Genomic DNA, 19943 nt, shown 5'->3' on the forward strand with positions numbered 1-19943 from the left:
AATTTATACTTTCTTAATCTTTCGCAGATACACAACCATAAAAAACAGGCAGACGAGGCTGAAAACGGTAAACACGCCTGCCAGCGGCAGGCCGTTTGCACCCGATTTTACCATGGTTACAAGGGTCAGGCTGATGATATTCACGCTGGTGATCAGGGTAAAAACCAGCATCATGGGCGCAAGAAAATAACCGAGACGTTTTTTCCGGATCAGCAGCACACCCGCAATCACGATCAGCGGCAGGAAAAAGGAATAATCGAGCGCGTGGACAGGGTTTGTCGGCAGCGCGCCGCTGACAACGGAGGCGGGCACTCCGCCCGTGACTGCCGCCGGCAGCGACTGCGAAAGCCACAGGAAATAAAAGGCAGCCGCAATAACCAGCAGGAAAACACCGACCGTTTTCACGGGAACCTTCTGTTCAAACCAGGCCTTAAAATCAAGGCGGAACTGCTTTGCGCCGAAAACAAGCAGCGAATAGACCGACAGGCCGAGGATGATGCAATAGAAATGGAAGAGTTCGTTGAAATGCACGTCAAAGCTGTAGAGGACATAGGAATAAATATTCGTAATCATCGTTCCGGCCCAGATGATTTTGGCAATCCGGCCACCCTTTGCCGAAAGAAATGATGTAATCAGCAGAATGGGCGCGATAAAGAAAACATTTGAGAAATCCTGACCCACGCACTGCGCCAGCCAGTCGGCTGTTTCCCTTTTGTAAAAATCCGGCTTGAGGATACCAATCCCGCTGCAAATCAGGATCAATAGCACAATAGGCAGGGTGAAATATAGAAAATAGTTCTGGCGCTCTGTTCGTTCCCTCATGTGTTTTCCTCCCTGTGATCGATGGCTTCGATATTCACCAGCAATTTTTTCATCACGTTTCTTACGGTTCCCAGCTCCTGTTCGCTGATTCCGGCAAAGAGCTTTTCGTGAAAAGTATCCCGCTGAGCCCTCACCCTTTCCCAGAGCGAGCGGCCTTCCCCGGTCATCTGCAGCCGCGTCGCACGGGTGTCCCGCTCATCCTTCTCAAGCCTAAGCAGCCCCTTGCCGCTCAGCTTAAGCGCGAGCTGCTTGACATTCTGGTGCGAACTGCCCATTGCGCGCGCGGTTTGCTTGATGGTGGGAGGCTCATCGAAAAGCCTGTCAACGACAATGGACAAAAACCACTGCTTTGCGGTTACCCCGAACTTGCTAAACTCCCTCTCGAGGATCGTTTCAAGCCTGTTGGAAGCCACGAACAACGCACCGAAAAAATACTGCGTATCCGTCAAACGATCAAGCCGGCCCATAATACCCCTTCTTATGATCTATATAGGTAATGTGTTACCTATATAGATCATATACACTTTTTTTATTTTGTCAATAGCTATTCCTGCTCGTCTATCAATTTATATTTTTACAGTCTGTCCGGCGTGCTAATGGAAAAAAAGCCGCATAAAACGGAAACAGTCTGCCGGGAGCCCGAAGAGGGTTCCCTTTGTCTATTCGGAGGTGGTGCTATGGATGATTTCAAAAACCTGATGAATTACAAACTGCCCGGTTTTAGTGTGACCAAAGAACGCTGGTGCGGCGAGCCGTTCGAGCTCATCGACTGGCAGGAGCAGATCATCCGCGACCTGTTCGGCGTCGTCCGCAAATTTGACGAGTGCCGCCAGTTCAAAACCGCGTATGTGGAAATTCCGAAAAAGCAAGGAAAATCGGAGCTTGTGTCGGACGTTTGGGCGTATTTCCGGCAGCTTTCGGGCAAAGAATTCTATGCCGCCGCAGCCGTTCAAGCAACCGAGAAAGCATTATTCACTATCGGCTATCGGACGGACATTACAACGGCTAACTTTATCCGTTTTCGCGGCGTGGACTATGATATTACCCGCATTGACACGTTCGAGGGGTACAAGGCGGATTTGACGCTCTATTGCAAGAAAAAGGCGTAGGGTATCCGTAAATTGCGGATACCTACCTTACCATTTTTATATTGGTTTATTATCCTCTACCTTTTTATATTCTAGTATATCTCCCGGTTGACAGTCCAAAGCATCACAAATTCCTTCTAAGGTTGAAAATCGAATAGCCTTTGCCTTTCCATTTTTCAATATAGAAAGATTAGCCAATGTTATACCCACTCTTTCTGAAAGTTCTGTTACACTCATTTTCCTTTTTGCAAGCATTACATCAATATTTATTACAATTGCCATGCCATTCACCTCAGATCGTTAAATCATTTTCAGATTTTATATCAATGGCTTCTTGCAAGAGCTTTTGAAGAATGGCCGCAAAAGTCGCTATTACAATTGGTGTAAAGCCAATAACTAAACCCATTAAAACTAAGCCGGGGGCATCATCCAGCTTTGCAAAACAATATATGATTGGCATAACACCTGCCATATACAAGGCACAAATTGCGAGTGCACAGTATTTTATATTCTTCAATATCTTTACAGAAAGTTCTGAAAAGGCTTTCTTCTTGTCAATATAGCTTAAAAGTTTCAATGTTTGATACAGAGCAATGAAAAAAGGTATAGACGCAGCATATAAACCAATTGGAAAAGTAAAGTTTATAAAAGCGAACCAAGGTGATATTTGCAGTGATGCAGCCGCCGCTATAATTGCTGTTTCTCTTAATATTTCTGGAAATAGGAAAATACTGAATATAAGCACCACAATTCCAATGAATAAAACTACCGCTCTCATAAAAAATGTTGCTTTAGATAACATGAAAACACCTTCCTTAATATTATTGTGAGTTTAATTATAGCATATATTTATTGTTTGTCAATAAATAATTTCTGCAATACGATACATCTTTCATTTAAGCGTGTCAAAAAGTGGTCAAGCACAAGCATAATGCCAAAACGCAATTATACATTACCCGTCTGTTCGCTGTCTATCTCGTTATTTTAGTAGTGGTAGGTTGCTTCCATATGGACACTGCCCTTTCTCAATTATCTTAAAGTAACACTAAGCGGATTTAAGCGACAAATAAGCGATTTTAAGAGCATATGAAAAGCCAAAATTCCTTGATATTACAGGGGTTTCGGCTTTTCATATGCTGTGGGGGAACGCATACGCCCAGATCATCCGGGACGGCGGCGGGCGCGTGCTGGCGCTCTATCCTTTGCTCCCAAACAAGACAGATGTCTGGCGCGGCCCGGACGGGCAGATTTACTACACCTACTGGTGCAATACGGACGAAAGCCGCCCCGACGGGAAAAGCGGCGGCGTTACGCTCTCCAAGGACGACGTTCTGCACATCCCCGGCCTCAGTTTTGACGGGCTGGTCGGCTATTCGCCCATCGTCCTCGCCAAAAATGCCGGTTTAGAGTCTGTCCGGTGTGCTAATAGGAAAAAACGCCGCATAAAATAGAAGCAGTCTGCCGGGAGCCCCAAGAAGGACCCCCGATTTTTTATCCGGAGGCGATGCGGGTGGACGATTTCCGAAGGCTGAAAAACTACAAACCCTCCCGCTTCAAGGCGGCGGAGTCGGTATATAAAGAGCGGTTCGCGGACGCGGCGGTGTATTTCGTCAACAACCTGCGGCACACCAAGGGGCGCTGGTACGGCGATCCGTTCGAACTCATCGACTGGCAGGAGCAGATCATCCGCGACCTGTTCGGCATCGTCCGTAAATATGACGAGTGCCGCCAGTTCAAAACCGCGTATGTGGAGATTCCCAAAAAGCAGGGCAAATCGGAGCTCGCGGCGGCGGTCGCCCTGCTGCTCACCTGCGCCGATCTGGAGCACGGCGGCGAGATCTACGGCTGCGCGTCCGACCGCAGCCAGGCGAGCATCGTGTTCGACGTCGCCGTGGAAATGGTCGACCAGTTCCCGCAGCTCAAACGACTGATGAAGCTGAACCTCGGGCAGAAGCGCCTGACGTTCACGCCGCTCGACAGCTTTTATCAGGTGCTTTCCGCCGACGCGTATACCAAGCACGGCCTCAACGCCCACGGCGTGATCTTCGACGAGCTCCACGCCCAGCCGAACCGGCAGCTGTTCGACGTCATGACGAAAGGCTCCGGCGACGCGCGCGAGCAGCCGCTGCATTTTATCATCACCACCGCCGGCGTCGACCGCAACTCCATCTGCTGGGAGATGCACCAGAAAGCCGAGGACGTCCTGCGCGGCAAGCGGATCGACACGACCTTCTATCCGGTGATCTACTCCGCTGCCGACGAAGAGGACTGGACATCCGAAGAAGTGTGGCGCAGGGTCAACCCGTCCCTGGGCATCACGGTGACGATGGAAACCATGCGTCAGTCTTTTGAAGACGCGAAGCAAAACCCGGTCAACGAGAACATCTTCCGCCAACTGCGGCTCAACCAGTGGGTGAAGCAGTCCGTCCGCTGGATGAACATGGAGAAGTGGGACGCCTGCTCCTTCCGGTTCAACCCGAAATCTCTGGAAAAGCGCATCTGCTATGGGGGCTTGGATTTGTCCAGCACCACGGACATCACCGCGTTCGTGCTGGTGTTCCCGCCCGAGGACGAGGAGGATAAATATATCATCCTGCCGTTTTTCTGGATACCGAAGGAATCACTCGAAACCCGCGTCAAGCGCGACCATGTGCCCTACGACCTGTGGAAAGCACAGGGCTTTCTGCAGACCACCGAGGGCGACGTGATTCATTATTCCTTCGTGGAGCAATTCATTGAAGAACTCGGAAAGAAATACAACATTAAGGAAATCGCTTTTGACCGCTGGGGCGCGTGGGAGCTCACGCAGAATCTGGAGGGCATGGGCTTTACCGTCGTGCCGTTCGGGCAGGGTTTCAAGGATATGTCCCCGGCGACAAAGGAACTGATGCGCCTGACGCTGGAGCGGAAGATCGCTCACGCCGGGAACCCGCCCCTGCGCTGGATGGCGGATAACCTCTGCGTCAGCACCGACGCCGCCGGCAACATCAAGCCCAACAAGCAGAAGGCGACCGAGCGCATCGACGGCGTGGTGGCGCTCATCATGGCGCTTGACCGGGCCATCCGCAACGAGGGCGCGCTGCCCGGCAGCGTATACGATACGCACGGCCTGCTGATCTACGGAGAGGACGGGTGGGTGTGATGGGCTTTTTCTCGCGGAAAAAGAAAGAGAATCCCCAAAACAGCCTTTCCACCTCGAAAAGTTTCTTCTGGGGCGGCTCCACCTCCGGCCCCTTTGTAAACGAAAACACCGCCATGCAGAACGCGGCGGTGTACGCCTGCGTACGGGTAATTTCGGAGGCCATCGCGAGCCTGCCGCTTCATGTGTACCGCTATGAGGATACCGGCACAAAACTGCTGCCGGGGCATTATCTGTATAATCTTTTGCATAACGCGCCGAACCCGGAGATGACCAGCTTCGTGTTCCGGGAGACGCTTATGAGCCACCTGCTCCTGTGGGGGAACGCATATGCCCAGATCATCCGGGACGGCGGCGGGCGGGTGCTGGCGCTGTATCCGCTGCTCCCGAACAAAACGGACGTCTGGCGCGGCCCGGACGGGCAGATTTACTACACCTACTGGCGGAACACGGACGAAAGCCGCCCCGACGGCAAAAACGGCGGCGTTACGCTCTCTAAAGACGACGTCCTGCACATCCCCGGCCTCAGTTTTGACGGGCTGGTCGGCTATTCGCCCATTGCCCTCGCCAAGAATGCCGTGGGCATGGCGATCGCCACTGAGGATTACGGCGCGTCCTTTTTCGCCAACAACGCGAACCCCGGCGGCATTCTGGAGCATCCGGGGACGCTGAAGAATCCCGACCAGATCCGCGCGGCGTGGGAAACGCTCTACAAGGGCGGAAGCCGGTCGCACCGTATCGCCGTGCTGGAGGAGGGGCTTAAGTTTCACGCGATTTCGGTTCCGCCGGAGGAAGCGCAGTTTCTGGAAACGCGCAAATTCCAGCTGAATGAGATCGCCCGCATTTTCCGTATCCCGCCCCACATGGTCGGCGATCTGGAAAAGTCCAGTTTTTCCAACATCGAGCAGCAGTCGATGGAATTCGTGAAATACACGCTCGACCCGTGGGTAGTGCGGTGGGAGCAGGCCATGCACCAGTCGCTGCTGCTTCCATCTGAAAAGACCACGCTGGTCATAAAATTCAACCTCGACGGCCTGCTGCGCGGCGATTACGCGACCCGCATGAACGGGTACGCCATCGGGCGGCAGAACGGCTGGCTGTCGGCGAACGACATCCGGCGGCTGGAAAATATGAACGAGATTCCGCCGGAGGACGGCGGCGATCTGTATCTGGTCAACGGCAACATGGTGAAGCTGGCCGACGCGGGCGCGGCGTATACAAAACAATCCGCAGAAAACAAAGGGGGTTCCGGTTCATGAATGAACAGTCGCGGGCAGACGGCTCACAGAACGCACCAACCCTAAAGCGCGAATTGCCAGCGGCGGCTCGCCGCAAGTTTTGGAATTTCGTAAGCAACGACGGCGAGGAGCGCACGCTCTATCTGGAAGGCGCGATCGCCGATGAGACGTGGTGGGGCGACGAGGTCACGCCGAAGCTGTTCAAGGACGATCTGCTCTCCGGCTCCGGCGACATTACCGTCTGGATCAATTCCCCCGGCGGCGACGTGTTCGCGGCGGCGCAGATTTACAATATGCTCAAGGAGTATTCCGGGAAAGTGACCGTAAAAATCGACGGCATCGCGGCGTCGGCGGCCTCGGTCGTCGCCATGTCGGGCGATCAGGTGCTCATGTCGCCGGTTTCCTGCATAATGATACACAACCCCGCCACCATCGCCATCGGGGACGGCGGCGAAATGCTCCGGGCCAAGGCGATGCTCGACGAGGTCAAGGAATCCATCATCAACGCCTATGAAGCCAAGTCCGGGCAGACGCGCGCCGTGATCTCCCACATGATGAACGACGAAACGTGGATGAACGCCAAGAAAGCGGTGGAGCTCCGCTTCGCGGACGGCATCCTGTTTTCGGAGAGCGCGCCGCAGGACGCGGCGGGCGGCCTGATCTTTTCCCGTATGTCGGTTACGGCGTCGCTATTGCGTAAAATCCCGACGGAGAAGCCCGGTATTCCCGCCGACCAGTTGGAACGGCGGCTCAAATTAATCAAACGCTGACTGGAGGAAAAGTATGAGCACAATTTTAGAACTGCGCGAGAAACGCGCCAAGGCATGGGACGCCGCCAAGGCCTTTCTCGACAGCAAGCGCGGCGCAGACGGCATGGTTTCGGCGGAGAACGCCACCGTCTATGACAAAATGGAGGCCGACGTGATCGCGCTGGGCAGGGAGGTCGAGCGTCTGGAACGGCAGGAAGCCCTTGACCGGGAGCTGTCCGCCCCCACCAGCCAGCCGCTGGCGGCGAACCCCGGCGGCGCGGCGGCTTCATCCGGCAGAGCGTCCGCCGCGTATAAACAGAACTTCTGGAATGCCCTGTGCGGAAAAAAATTTGTGAAAGACTCTCTCAGCATCGGCACGGACGCGAACGGCGGTTATCTGGTGCCGGACGAATTTGAGCGCACCCTCATCGAAGCACTGGAAGAACAGAACATTTTCCGACAGTTCGCCCGGATTATACAGACAGCAAGCGGAGACCACATCATTCCGGTGGTGGCGACCAAAGGCACCGCCAGCTGGGTGGAGGAGGAAGGCGAAATTCCCGCCAGCGATAACACGTTCGCCCAGATCACGCTCGGCGCGTATAAGCTGGCCACGCTGATCAAGGTCAGTCAGGAGCTGCTCCAAGACTCCGTGTTTCCGCTCGAGAGCTACATTGCGAACGAATTCGCCCGGCGTATCGGGGCCAAAGAGGAAGAAGCTTTCTTCGTGGGCGACGGCGTAAAAAAGCCCACCAGCATCTTCGCCGCGACAGGCGGCGCGCAGGTGGGCAAAACGACCGCTTCCGCGACCGCCGTCACACTGGACGAAATTCTCGATCTGTATTACAGCCTGCGGTCGCCCTACCGCACAAAGGCGGTGTTCATCACGAACGACACGACCGTGAAAGCCATCCGGAAGCTGAAAGACGAAAACGGGCAGTACCTCTGGCAGCCGGCAATCACCGCATCCGCGCCGGACACGATTCTGGGCCGACCGATTTATACATCCGCCTACGTCCCGGCCATCGCGGCGGGCGCGAAAACCGTGGCGTTCGGGGATTTCAGCTATTACTGGATTGCCGACCGGCAGGGCCGCACGTTCCAGCGGCTGAACGAACTGTATGCCGCCACCGGGCAGGTGGGATTTATCGCCACACAGCGCGTGGACGGCAAGCTGATACTGCCGGAGGCGGTACAGGTATTGCAGCAGGCGGCGACGTGATATGTCGGATCTGCTTGACCGGGTCAAGAAGAATCTGATTCTGGAGCACGATCAGGACGATGCTCTGCTGGAAAGCTTCATCGCCGCCGCGACGTCCTATGCCGAGAAATACCAGCATGTGGCGGACGGATTCTACGCCAGCAATCCCATGCCGGCGACCACGGAGCAGGCGGTCGTCATGCTGGCGAGCCATTTCTACGAAAGCCGGGACGGCTCCACCGGGGGCTTCTTCGCCGACAATGTCCCGGCGGCGGCACAGGTCTGGGACACGGTCAACACACTGCTGCGCCTTGACCGCGAATGGAAGGTGTGACCGTGAGCTTCGGCAAAATGAACGCTTTTATAGACATCATCCGGACTGACCAGACCAAAGACGCCGACGGCTTCGTCATCTCCACCGACACAGTGCTGGCAAGCGTGCGCGCCTACCGGGAAGATCGCCACGGGAACGAACTATGGGCAAACCGGGCGGCGTGGTCGGAGGCGACCAGCCTGTTCCGTTTCCGCAAAATCCCCGGCGTGGAAATCCGCCCGTCACTTTTCATCACCTGCTCCGGCGAACGCTTCCGCATTCTCAGCGCGGAGGATGTGCGCGGGCGAGGCATGTATATCGAGGTTCTGGCGGAACGGCTGGAGCCGAGCAAGTATTGAGGTGGTTCGACGTGGCAAAGGTTAATTTTAAGATGCCGGACGATTTTCTGCGGAAAGTCTCCGCTCTCGGCGAGAAAACCGACGAGATCATTCCCCGCGTGCTGGAAGCGGGAGGCGAGGTCGCCCTTGAGAAGGTGCGGGATAATCTTCGGGAGGCCGTCGGGCGGGATACCAAGTTCCCCTCGCGTTCCACCGGGGAACTTGAAGCGGCGCTGGGCCTTTCCCCGGCGAAGATGGATAAGAACGGCAATTTTAACGTCAAGGTTGGTTTTTCAGAGCCGCGTTCAGATGGAGAGAGCAACGCAAAAATCGCCAACATCCTCGAATACGGGAAGCACGGCCAGCCGCCGAAACCGTTTCTCCAGCCCGCTAAAACGCAGGCACGCAAGCCAGGCATAGAGGCGATGAAACAAAAACTGGAGGAGGAAATCGGCGGCCTATGAATATTCTCGGGGAGCTGACCGCTCTGATGGCTGGACTGGGGCTGGCGGTGGAAACCGGCGTTTTCTCCGGCGAAGCTCCCGCCGAATACACCGTCATTACGCCGCTGACCGACTCGTTTGAGCTGTTCGGCGACAACCTGCCGGAATTTGAAACGCAGGAGGCGCGGCTGTCCGTCTATTCCAAAAGCAACTACCTGGATGTCAAAAACCGCATCGTCCGCGCGCTTCTGGACGCGGGGTTCACCGTCACCGACCACCGGTATATCGCGCACGAGGACGATACCGGCTACCACCATTACGCCATCGATGTGGCGAAACCGTATGCATGGGAGGAATGAGGATGGCCACTATCGGCATGGATAAACTCTACTACGCGAAAATCACCGAAGCCGAAAACGGCGAGGAAACCTACGCAACGCCGGTTCAGCTGGCGAAAGCGATCAAGGCCGATCTGACGATCGACCTGGCGGAAGCGACACTCTACGCCGACGACGGCACGGCTTATGTCGTCAAGGAGTTCAAGTCCGGCACGCTCTCCCTGGGCGTGGACGATATCGGCGTGACCGCCGCGCAGGATTTGACCGGGGCCATCGTAGACGACAACGGCGTGCTGGTTTCCACCAGCGAAAACGAAGGCTCTGCTGTGGCTGTTGGTTTCCGGGCGCTCAAACCGAACGGGAAATACCGCTATTTCTGGTTGTACCGCGTCAAATTCGGCATTCCCGACACCAATCTGGAAACCAAGGGCGATTCCATCACGTTCCAGACGCCCACCATCGAGGGCACCGTGATGCGCCGGAACAAGCCGGACGGCAAGGGAAAGCACCCGTGGAAGGCCGAGGCGACCGAAGGCGACGCCGGTGTGTCGGATACCACCATTTCCGGCTGGTACACGCAGGTTTATGAACCGGTTTATGAAACCACTCCGCCATCCGGCGGATGAAAAGGGGGATGACGTATGGAGAATGAACGCGGCGCGGTGATCGGCATCGGCGGCGAGGAATACGAGCTGATCCTCACCACAAAAGCGACCAAGGCCATCGCGGGCCGCTACGGCGGCCTAGAGAACCTGGGCGAGAAGCTGATGCGCTCCGAGAATTTCGAGCTGGCGCTGGATGAGATCGTCTGGCTCCTGACTCTACTGGCGAACCAGTCCGTCCTGATTTACAACCTCAAGCACAAAGACGCACCGAAGGAACTGCTGACCGAGGAGGAAGTGGAGCTGCTCACCTCGCCCCTGCAGCTGGCGTCATACAAAAACGCCATCACCGAAGCCATGTTCAAGGGCACCGCCCGGAACGTGGTCAGCGAAGGCGCAGAAAATGCGTTAAAAAACCCGCAAGCCGGGTAAGCGACGAAGAGCTTTTTACCCGGCTGTATTATTACGGAACCGTCCAGATGCGCATGGAGCCGGAGCAGTTCTGGCTCACGCCCATCGGGCTTTTTCTGGATTTATGGGCCTGCCATAAGCAGTTCCTGGGGATTGAGAAGCCGTATCGGGAAAATTCAATAGATGAAATAATACCAAATGGACTCTAACTATTTTCGGAAAGCATTTCGTAAAATACATTTTCTGAAATGATTTCGATATCCCTTCCAGAAGCCTTATATTTTTCGGCCTTCTTTTGTTTGGAGCTCTTGCCGTCTTTAATACTTGAACAATAATCGTTATTACCGAGGACTAAGTAATTTGTATCTTTCGTTACTCCATCTCCACATTTCCCGCCCATATTCACCACTAATTGCATGGCATCCTTACGAACCATTCTTTGTAATGCGCCCGTAAATACAAATATCTTTCCAAATATCGCATTGGTTTCGTCAAATTCAGAAGTGGTCGCTGTAATGTCTGAAGCTCTGACCCCGGTTTTGTGCAGAGGATAAAGAGATTCGAAAAGGATTCCAGAATTTTTTGCATAGCGTTTCATGTAGTCATAGCATTGATTTGTTTTAATTACATCGGATAGTGCTCTATGCTCAACACTCCCTTTAATGCCAAAACGTTCCGCTAGGTCTGACAATCGATGATGGCGTTCCTTTACGAACAGGCGGCGGCTTAACCGCATTGTATCAACAAAATCATTCTTAAAATACATCGAGGGTTTCAAACAGCCACAGGCATCATAAAGAAAATTTATATCAAAGTTTGCATTATGGGCAACGATTACGCTATCCCCGATAAAGGATAAAAATTGAGGCAAAACATTCTTTACACCAGGAGCGTCTTTAAGCATCTCGTTTGTTATTCCAGTTAGATCAGTAATAAAGTCATCAATTTCATAACCGGGATTTACAAGGCTTTGAAACTGATCAACAATGTTCTTATTTTCAACCTTGATAGCGGCCATTTCAATAATATCGTCATAATCAGGGTCAAGTCCAGTGGTTTCCAAATCAAGTACAACATAATCGTCTAACTCTTTTAATAAGCTTTTCCCTTTGAATTCACGCTGAGCGATACTCTTTTCGTTATTTCCAAATCCAAAACTTATGCGTATATCCACAGAAAATCACCATCCTTAAATCCTTTTTTTCATTATATATCGAAAGCTCGGCTTTTTCAATTTCCTTTGATTGGAGGTGACCGCACATCGCTGACGATTTCGGCCTGCGGATCGGCGTTGAAGGCGAAAAAGCTTTCAAGGACGCGCTCCGCGACATCAACCAGAGTTTCAAAGTCCTCGGTTCGGAGATGACGCTCGTCACCAGCCAGTTTGATAAAAACGACAAGTCGGTAGATGCCGTCACCGCCCGGAACGCTGTCCTGAATAAGGAAATCGACGCGCAGAAGGACAAAATCACCACTCTGAAAGCCGCGCTGGACAACGCCGCCTCCTCCTTCGGCGAGAATGACCGCCGCACCCAGAACTGGCAGGTTCAGCTCAACAAGGCGCAGGCGGAGCTCAACGGCATGGAGCGCGAGCTGTCCGGGAACGAAAAAGCCCTCGCAGCGACGGGCGGCGAGTTTCAGAATGGGGCGAAGGACGCCGACAAATTCGGCGACGAGGTGCAGGACAGCGGCAAACAGGCGCACGACGCGGGCGGCAAATTCGAGAAGCTGGGCGGCGTCCTCAAAGGCGTGAGCGCGGCGATGGGCACGGCTTTCGTGGCGGTCGGCGCGGCGGCCGTCGGGGCGGCGAAATCGCTGACCGACATGACTGTGGGCGCTTCGGAGTATGCCGACAACGTCCTGACGATGTCCTCGGTCACGGGCATGAGCGCCGACAGCCTGCAGGCTTACCAATACGCCGCCGAGCTGGTGGATACGTCGCTCGAAACACTCACCGGCTCTATGGCGAAAAACGTGCGCTCTATGTCATCGGCGCAGGCGGGCACCGGCAAAATGGCTGACGCATACAAGGCGCTCGGCGTTTCGGTAACTGATTCCAACGGAAATCTGCGCGATTCCGAAACGGTCTATTGGGAAGCGATCGACGCGCTGGGCAACGTTTCGAACGAAACCGAGCGGGACGCCCTTGCCATGCAGCTTTTCGGCAAATCGGCGCAGGAGCTCAACCCCCTCATCGAGCAGGGCTCGGCGGGCATCGCCGCGCTGACCGACGAGGCCGAACGCATGGGCGTGGTCATGAGCACGGAATCGCTGGAGGCTCTCGGCAAATTCGACGACAGCGTCCAGCGGCTCAAATCCGGCGGCGCGGCGGCAAAAAACGTCCTCGGCATGGTGCTTCTGCCTCAGCTGCAGGTGCTTGCCGACAGCGGCGTCTCCCTGCTCGGGACTTTCACCAGCGGGCTGGTTGAGGCGAACGGCGACTGGACGAAAATCAGCGCGGTCATCGGGACCACAGTGGGCAGCCTTGTTTCCACGCTGATGGCGCAGCTGCCGCAGATCATCCAGCTCGCGCTGAGCATCGTGTCTAGCATCGGCGGCGCGATCCTCGAGAACCTTCCCCTCCTGGTGGGCGCGGCGTCGCAGATCGTCATGACTCTGCTTCAGGGGCTGATCAGCGCGCTTCCGCAAATCACGCAGGGCGCTTTGCAGCTGATTTTGGTGCTGGTCAACGGGATCGTCGCAAACCTGCCGCAGCTGGTGAGTGCCGCGCTGACGATGGTGATTACGCTGGCAGCGGGTATCGGCGACGCGCTCCCGGAGCTCATCCCCGCGGTCATCGACGCGGTCCTCACGATCGTAAACACGCTTCTGGACAACATGGATCAGGTGCTCGCCGCCGCGTTCCAGATCATTGAGGGGTTGGCGAGGGGCCTGATCGGCGCATTGCCGCGCCTGATCGACCGGCTCCCGCAGATCATCGACTCCATCGTGAATTATATCGTCAACAACCTGCCCTTCATCATCGAAACGGGCGTCAGGATCATCGTCGCGCTGGCAGCCGGCCTGATCCGGGCGATCCCGACGCTGGTGGCGAAGCTGCCGCAGATCATTTCCGTGATGGTGAGCGGGTTCGGCAGGCTGCTCGGCGCGTTCACGAACATCGGGAGCAATCTTGTCTCCGGCATCTGGCAGGGCATCGCCGGGATGAGAAACTGGATTTATGCCAAGGTGAAGGATTTCTTCGGCGGGATCGTGGAGAGCGTGGAAGGCCTGCTCGGCATCCGCTCGCCGTCCACCGTGTTCGCCGGGATCGGCGGGAATATGGCGCAGGGCATCGGGCAGGGGTTCAGCAAGGCGATGGACGGCATTTCCGCCGATATGCGGGCCGCAATCCCGACGAGCTTCAACCTATCGTCCGCCGTCAATCAAAACGGCGCATCGAACGGTTCCACCGGCACTTCTCCTGCGGGCGGCGGCTTTACGCTGCACATCGAAACTTTCGTCAACAACTCGGAAAAGGACATCCAGCGCCTTGCCTACGAATTCGAGTTCTATCGGCAGCAGGCAGCGGCGGCAAGGGGGAACGCGTGATGCTGAGTTTCGAATTCGGCGGGAAAGACAGCTTTCGGGATTTCGGCGTCTATGTGGAAAAGCGCCCCAACATTCCGTCGCCGGAGCGCCGGGTAACCTACATCGACGTGCCGGGGATGGACTCGAGTCTCCGCCGCGACGAGGGCACCTACGGGGATATCACGCTCTCCGTGGAATGCTCGCTTCTCGGCGACCCCGTTTCCAAAATCAGCGCCATAAAGGGCTGGCTTCTGGGCGCGGGCGAAGCCGATCTCATTTTCAGCCACATTCCGGGCCGGAAATACCTCGCGCAGGTGGTCAACAGCATCGACTTCGAGATCGTGCTGAAGGTCACCTCTCATTTCATCATCGTGTTCAGCTGCCGGCCGTTCCAGTACGCGACGGACAATACTCCCGTCACGGTCAGCGAAAGCGCGACGCTCACCAATCCCGGAACGGTGAAGTCTTTTCCCATGATAAAGGTAACCGGCTCCGGCGCGGGAGCTCTGACCGTGAATGAAAACAGCGTGTCTTTCAGCAACATTGACGAGAGTATCATCCTAAACTCTGAAATACAGGAAACGTATCAGAACGCCGGCGTGGAACTCATCAGCAAAAACTCCATCATGACAGGCGAATATCCGGCGCTCCTGCCGGGAGAAAATACAATTTCTTTTTCCGGCGGGATCACATCCCTTGAAATCACTCCGAATTGGCGGTGGCTGTAATGATTCTGGTCTACGATTCCAATGCGCGGGAATTCGATAACAACGGGCTGGGGACAGTCGCTCCCATCTCGTGCGTCGTTTCGGAAGAAATCAACGGTGCGTTCGAGCTGGAACTGACGCATCCGGTCGACTCGTTCGGCAAATGGAAACGCCTGCAGAAAAACAACATCGTCCGGGCAAACACCCACCGGGGCGCGCAGGCGTTCCGCATCTACCGGGTGGTGAAGGACGCGGTCGACGGCACTATCAGGGTGAACGCCCGCCACATCTTCTACGACCTGCTGGCGAATTTCGTGGAGGACGTCAGGCCGACCGGAAAAATCGGCGCGGAGGCCGGGCAGCAAATTCTGGACGGCTGCCAGTACCCGACGCCGTTTACTTTTTCGAGTAATATCATGCATACTTCCACCGCGTACTTCATTCGGCAGTCGCCGGTGCAGGCTTTCCTCGGCGACACCGATCAGGCGTTCATCTCCCGGTGGGGCGGCGAGATCGTCCGGGACAACTACAATATTGCGGTCAACACACGGCTCGGCGCGAACAACGGCGTGCGGATCGCCTACGGGAAAAACATGGCGGGGCTGGAATTTCAGGAGGACGCTTCCGGCGTGGCGACGCGGATTCTGCCGACGGCGCTGACCGAAGACAATCAGGTTCTCCTGCTCCCGGAAAAGTATATCGACAGCCCGCGTATTTCCGATTACCCGTTTCCGGTCATCACAGCAATGGACACTGGATACCAGGTGGGCAAGGAAGTTGACGGCGCGGTCCCATACCCTACGGTTGAATCCTGTTACGACGCCATGCGGCAGTTTGTAACCGACCGGTACCTCGCCGGGGCCGACATTCCGACGCTCTCCCTATCCGTGGATTTCGTGGACTGGAAAGACATTTCCGGGTATGAAAAATATAAATCCCTGCTGACGGTGAACCTCGGCGACGACGTGACGGTCGACTACGCGCCGTTCGGCGTCAGCGTGAAGCTCCGGGTGTGCGCGGTTTCCTACGACTGCCTGACCGACCGGTTCGAAACGCTGACCATCGGAGAAAAGCGCATTTCCGTCGTCAATTCCATCAACTCCGCCTCCCGGCAGATCAGCGAGGTGAAGCAGGAGATCACGGTTACAAACCAGACGGTATCTGCCGTCACAGGCAGCGTGGAGGACATCAACAGCGACGACAAGCTGACCCCGGGCGAAAAGAGCGCCGCCCTGCGGGAATGGAGCGCCTTCGCCAATGAAAAAGAGACTCTCGCTGCGCAGGCGGCGGCGCTCGGCATTTCAGCCGAGCTTTCCGATTACAACGATGCGTTTCAGCTTCTGTCGAACTATCTGAACGGCGGCGCGCTCTATACGTCCGGCGTTCCGCTCTGGCTGGACGATGAACACCGGGATATTACCACCGATATCAGCGGCGAACAGTACCGGCAGAAATTTGCGGAGTATTACGCCGCCCGGAACACGCTGGTGCGGGCGATCACCGCAAAGCTCAAGGCGCTGGCCGACACCGCGCAGAACGGCGTCGATTCCAACGCCGGGGAAATCACGACGATCAATTCGACGCTCACCACCATCCAGACCGACGTCGGCGGCCTGCGGACCACCGTTTCCAGCATCGACAACCAGATTTCCAATACCGAGGACGGCATCGCGCTCCGGCTCTCCAACGCGGAATCGACCATCGAACAGCACGATTCCTCGATTCAAACAAAAGTCGAAAGCAGCACGTTCGACGGGTATGTCACGGACAACGATTCCAAACTGGAGGACGTAGAAACACAGATCACCGTCATGCGGCAGGCGGTGGACGGACTGTCTCTTTCGGTCAGCCGGACCGGCTACCGGAACCTGCTGAAAAACTCGGCGGGCCGGAACGGGCTGACGTTCTGGGACACAGCCGGCACGGTCGCCACCGTTTCCAATACGGACACCTCGAACAACACGGTCAGCAATTCGGCTTTTCTCATGGCTGCGGGCAGCGCCATCTCGCAGGAGTTCTCTTTGAAATTCAACGCGGCGCACACGGTGTCTCTGCTCTTCCGGTCCTCCGGTTCCGGCGGAGAAGTGAAAGTGAGCATCGAGCAGAACAGCGCCGAAGCCGTCCTATACGACAACACCGACACCGGCACGGACTGGACGTTCGTCACGTTCCAGTTCAATTCCCTCGATACGGTCTGCACCTTAAAAATTACCGCATCCGTCGAAATCCTTGCGTCCGACCTGATCGTTTCCGAAGGCACGAACGTCGCGCCGTGGGTGCAGTCCGACGAGGAGCTTTATACGACGAATTTCATCGCGGATGGCACGGGCCTGACGATCGGGAGCAATACGACCGACATGAAGGCGCACATCTCCACCTCGGCGTTTGAGATTTACCGTGGGGACGATCTCCGCATCAACGTCGCGCCGGACGGCACGCGGCTGCAGAAAACCATCATCGAGGACGATCTCACCGTCGGCAGCGTCAAAGAAATCGTGCGGGCCGGGGCCGGCGTCGATTTCGTGGTACTATGAGGGGGGATGTTTGAATGGCTGAAATCATCAGCGCCCTGAAAAACGGCTCGCAGGTCAAGGTGGTCTATTCCTACATGCAGAACATCTCCGCGAACACGTCGTCGATCACCGCTTCGCTGTATGTCCACCGCGACAGCTACGGCCCGTCTTACGACGATTCCTGCCTTGCCTATATCAACATCAACGGCTCGAGGGCCATGACGTATACTTCCGGCTTTACGGTCGGGTCAAGCTGGGTTCACATCGGCAGCACGGTAACCGTGACCGTTCCGCACAATTCCGACGGTACCAAGATCGTCAACATCGTCGGGTATTTCCATTCGAGCGTCACCTCGAAGCTGGAAAACCTCAGCGTTTCCCGGAACATCACGCTGACAACGATCCCGAGGGCAAGCCGGATCACGGCTTCCTCGAGCTCGTTCAACATCGGCGGCTCCATTACGATCTACACGAACCGGAAAAGCGCTTCGTTCACGCACGCGGTCAACCTGTATTTCGGGAGCTATGCCGCAACACTCAGCTACGACATCACCGACAGCTACGTCTGGGACACGTCCGGGTGGGCTTCGGCAATGTACCAGCAGATCCCAAACACGAATGTGGGGACCGGAACGCTTCGCCTGTATACCTACGATACGGATGGCAACGTGGTCGGGTACACGGAGCTTTCCATCACGGCCCGCGTCGTGAACAGCAACCCGTCGTTCACCGGCTTTTCCTATGAGGACGTGGACAGCAACACGGTCGCGCTGACCGGCGACGCTTCGCAGATCGTCCGGACAAAATCGAACCTCCGGATCACCGTAACCGGCGCGGCGGCGCAGAATTACGCGGCGGTCTCAGGCTACCGGGTGCAGTACGGTTCCAAGACGGTGACGAGCAGTTCCAATGTGATCAGCTTCGGAACCGTATCCGCAGACGACAGCCTGACCGTGACCGTCGTCGACAGCCGGGGCAACACGGTTCAGCAGAGCGCCGCGCTCACGACGATCCCCTATTCCCCGCCGGCGATTTCTTCCGTATCGCTCTCCCGTGTGAACGACATCGAAGCCGGAACCATCCTGACCTGCGCCGGAACCTACGCGGCCTACATGTTGACAAAGAACCAGTATTCCCTGAAATTCCGGTACAAGGCGACTTCGTCGAGCTCGTGGAGCGATTATGTCCCGATCTCTCCCGCCTTGGACGGCGGTTCCTTTTCGTTCGATGAAAACATCGGGGATTTCGATATCGACTCGTCGTTCAACTTTGAGATTGTTGCGTCCGATTACTATATCTCCACCACGCTGCCGGCCCTGCTGCCCACGGCAAAGCCGGTTTTTTCGATCCGCGACGGGCAGGTGGGCGTCAACAAAATTCCGGAGAACGGGGCGCTGGATGTGGGCGGAGACGTCTATATCAGCGGCTCCAAGGCTTACAGCGACGCCTACCATCCGAGCGCCGACGCCGTGGGCGGCCTGCGCCTTCTGCGGGGCGCTGTCTCCGGCACGACGGCCACGCAGACGGCGTACGGCTCGATTTACTACTCCCCGGAAATCAATATCAGTTTCGGAGCGACCCTGCCCGAGGTTCCGTATGTCCTGACCTCACTCAACACCAACGGGTTCGGCTACTGCAACATCAAAAGCATCAGCGCGACGGGGTTCAGCGTGATCATCACGAATGAAGTTTCCTCGTCGGATTTAAGGTGGGGAATCCACTGGGTCGCAATTTATGAATCGTAACGGCGAAAAATTCTCATCCGGCGATTCTTTCGCATTCACTTGATGTTCCTGCCTTTCAGAGTTATACTATCATGACAGGATTTTACGGTTTGCCTGGTTCTATCAATCCGGACACCGGGACTTCGGGCAATCCTCGTACGGACAATCTGTAAAAATTTTACTTACTTAGCAAATTTTTCCTTTATGGGACCGGAAGGACCGGGCAAGCATGGCAAGCGGGCTGGAAGTCCGCGTTCCCTACGCCGATCACCGAATCGTCCAGTACGTTTTCAATACGCCATGGGAATATAAAAACCATGACGGCGTCGTCAAAGGTTTGCTGCGTGACGCAGCAAAGGATTGGCTGCCTGAAGATGTTTTGGCACGCAAAAAAAGCCCGTACCCCAAAACCCATAATCCCGCTTATGAGCTGATCGTCAAGCAAAGGCTGGCCGCCGTACTTTCAGACAGCGACGAACCGATCCATCAGCTGATTGATAAAGCCGCCGCCGCGCAGCTTCTGGGCGAAAAATCTGATTACGGAAAACCCTGGTTCGGCCAATTGATGGCCGGTCCGCAGCTAATGGCTTACTTACTTCAAATCAATTTTTGGCTGAAAAAGTATGAAATTGTAATTAAATTGTAATGAAACTGTAATGATTGGAAAACACCGATAATTTCCATATAATAACAATAAAAAAGGCGTATTTGCGCGATGCAATGCGCTTTTTTTAATTTTTAACTTTTTTTTCGTTCGAATTGGGGTTAATTGACAAAAAGAAAAAC

Annotated in this window: 21 protein-coding genes and 1 pseudogene; 17 read left to right on the plus strand and 5 right to left on the minus strand. The window is 55.5% G+C overall.

The features are described from left to right. Nucleotides 1-3: 3 nt before the first annotated feature. Together OUY18_RS07155 and OUY18_RS07160 are read right to left on the minus strand one after the other, a co-directional pair. Nucleotides 4-822: a hypothetical protein gene (locus tag OUY18_RS07155; RefSeq protein ID WP_268058079.1), complete on the minus strand. Its 819-nt coding sequence runs from the start codon at nt 820-822 to the stop codon at nt 4-6. Beyond that, nucleotides 819-1289: a MarR family winged helix-turn-helix transcriptional regulator gene (locus OUY18_RS07160; protein ID WP_268058080.1), complete on the minus strand. Its 471-nt coding sequence runs from the start codon at nt 1287-1289 to the stop codon at nt 819-821. Before OUY18_RS07160 ends, OUY18_RS07155 begins: the two co-directional genes overlap by 4 nt. 210 nt (nt 1290-1499) lie before the next feature. Between OUY18_RS07160 and OUY18_RS13875 the strand changes: the two genes are divergently transcribed. Beyond that, a complete protein-coding gene (locus tag OUY18_RS13875; RefSeq protein WP_419196126.1) occupies nt 1500-1931 on the plus strand; it encodes a phage head closure protein in 432 nt (143 codons plus the stop codon). A 36-nt stretch (nt 1932-1967) separates the two neighbouring features. Here OUY18_RS13875 and OUY18_RS07175 read toward each other — a convergent pair whose 3' ends face one another. Beyond that, nucleotides 1968-2192 carry a helix-turn-helix domain-containing protein gene (locus OUY18_RS07175; RefSeq protein WP_268058081.1) on the minus strand — a complete coding sequence of 75 codons (225 nt, stop codon included), beginning with the start codon at nt 2190-2192 and terminating at the stop codon, nt 1968-1970. 10 nt (nt 2193-2202) lie between these two features. Then, complete coding sequence (locus tag OUY18_RS07180; protein WP_268058082.1) at nt 2203-2712, minus strand: DUF2975 domain-containing protein; 510 nt, start codon at nt 2710-2712, stop codon at nt 2203-2205. Nucleotides 2713-3043: 331 nt separating this feature from the next. Here OUY18_RS07180 and OUY18_RS07185 point away from each other — a divergent pair. From OUY18_RS07185 to OUY18_RS07235, 11 genes and pseudogenes are all read left to right on the plus strand, one after another. Continuing rightward, nucleotides 3044-3331 (plus strand): annotated as a pseudogene (locus OUY18_RS07185) (phage portal protein); the annotation flags it as partial. Between the two features lie 89 nt (nt 3332-3420). Further along, nucleotides 3421-5052: a terminase large subunit gene (locus OUY18_RS07190; RefSeq protein WP_268058083.1), complete on the plus strand. Its 1632-nt coding sequence runs from the start codon at nt 3421-3423 to the stop codon at nt 5050-5052. Beyond that, complete coding sequence (locus OUY18_RS07195; protein WP_268058084.1) at nt 5052-6308, plus strand: phage portal protein; 1257 nt, start codon at nt 5052-5054, stop codon at nt 6306-6308. The genes OUY18_RS07190 and OUY18_RS07195 overlap by 1 nt, the downstream gene beginning before the upstream one ends. After that, a complete protein-coding gene (locus tag OUY18_RS07200; RefSeq protein WP_268058085.1) occupies nt 6305-7057 on the plus strand; it encodes a head maturation protease, ClpP-related in 753 nt (250 codons plus the stop codon). Before OUY18_RS07195 ends, OUY18_RS07200 begins: the two co-directional genes overlap by 4 nt. A 13-nt stretch (nt 7058-7070) precedes the next feature. Then, nucleotides 7071-8258: a phage major capsid protein gene (locus tag OUY18_RS07205; protein WP_268058086.1), complete on the plus strand. Its 1188-nt coding sequence runs from the start codon at nt 7071-7073 to the stop codon at nt 8256-8258. A 1-nt stretch (nt 8259) separates the two neighbouring features. Next, the gene (locus OUY18_RS07210; RefSeq protein WP_268058087.1) at nt 8260-8571 is read left to right on the plus strand and encodes a head-tail connector protein; all 312 of its coding nucleotides are present in this window, start codon (nt 8260-8262) and stop codon (nt 8569-8571) included. A 2-nt stretch (nt 8572-8573) separates the two neighbouring features. Next, nucleotides 8574-8909, plus strand: a complete 336-nt coding sequence (locus OUY18_RS07215; RefSeq protein ID WP_268058088.1) for a head-tail adaptor protein — start codon at nt 8574-8576, stop codon at nt 8907-8909. 11 nt (nt 8910-8920) lie between these two features. After that, on the plus strand, nt 8921-9352 hold the full coding sequence (locus tag OUY18_RS07220; protein ID WP_128742276.1) for an HK97-gp10 family putative phage morphogenesis protein: 432 nt from the start codon (nt 8921-8923) through the stop codon (nt 9350-9352). Beyond that, a complete protein-coding gene (locus OUY18_RS07225; RefSeq protein ID WP_268058089.1) occupies nt 9349-9690 on the plus strand; it encodes a hypothetical protein in 342 nt (113 codons plus the stop codon). Before OUY18_RS07220 ends, OUY18_RS07225 begins: the two co-directional genes overlap by 4 nt. 2 nt (nt 9691-9692) lie before the next feature. Further along, nucleotides 9693-10295, plus strand: a complete 603-nt coding sequence (locus tag OUY18_RS07230; RefSeq protein ID WP_268058090.1) for a major tail protein — start codon at nt 9693-9695, stop codon at nt 10293-10295. Between the two features lie 15 nt (nt 10296-10310). Continuing rightward, nucleotides 10311-10703 carry a hypothetical protein gene (locus OUY18_RS07235; RefSeq protein ID WP_128742273.1) on the plus strand — a complete coding sequence of 131 codons (393 nt, stop codon included), beginning with the start codon at nt 10311-10313 and terminating at the stop codon, nt 10701-10703. Nucleotides 10704-10887: 184 nt separating this feature from the next. Here the strand turns inward: OUY18_RS07235 and OUY18_RS07240 are convergent, their stop codons facing one another. After that, nucleotides 10888-11856 (minus strand): exonuclease domain-containing protein, encoded by a 969-nt coding sequence (locus tag OUY18_RS07240; protein ID WP_268058091.1) that lies wholly within the window; start codon nt 11854-11856, stop codon nt 10888-10890. Nucleotides 11857-12044: 188 nt separating this feature from the next. On the opposite strand from OUY18_RS07240, the gene OUY18_RS07245 reads away from it, so the two are divergent. From OUY18_RS07245 to OUY18_RS07265, 5 genes are all read left to right on the plus strand, one after another. Continuing rightward, a complete protein-coding gene (locus OUY18_RS07245; RefSeq protein WP_268058092.1) occupies nt 12045-14234 on the plus strand; it encodes a phage tail protein in 2190 nt (729 codons plus the stop codon). After that, nucleotides 14234-14941: a distal tail protein Dit gene (locus OUY18_RS07250; RefSeq protein ID WP_268058093.1), complete on the plus strand. Its 708-nt coding sequence runs from the start codon at nt 14234-14236 to the stop codon at nt 14939-14941. Before OUY18_RS07245 ends, OUY18_RS07250 begins: the two co-directional genes overlap by 1 nt. After that, entirely contained in the window at nt 14941-17454 is a 2514-nt protein-coding gene (locus OUY18_RS07255; RefSeq protein ID WP_268058094.1) for a phage tail spike protein, read from the plus strand. Before OUY18_RS07250 ends, OUY18_RS07255 begins: the two co-directional genes overlap by 1 nt. Before the next feature lie 14 nt (nt 17455-17468). After that, on the plus strand, nt 17469-19178 hold the full coding sequence (locus OUY18_RS07260; protein ID WP_268058095.1) for a DUF859 family phage minor structural protein: 1710 nt from the start codon (nt 17469-17471) through the stop codon (nt 19176-19178). A 208-nt stretch (nt 19179-19386) separates the two neighbouring features. Further along, nucleotides 19387-19803 (plus strand): asparagine synthase-related protein, encoded by a 417-nt coding sequence (locus tag OUY18_RS07265; RefSeq protein WP_419196127.1) that lies wholly within the window; start codon nt 19387-19389, stop codon nt 19801-19803. Nucleotides 19804-19943 lie beyond the last annotated feature (140 nt).

Origin of the sequence: Caproiciproducens galactitolivorans (assembly GCF_026672255.1) — a bacterium.
GTDB lineage: Bacteria > Bacillota > Clostridia > Oscillospirales > Acutalibacteraceae > Caproiciproducens > Caproiciproducens galactitolivorans_A.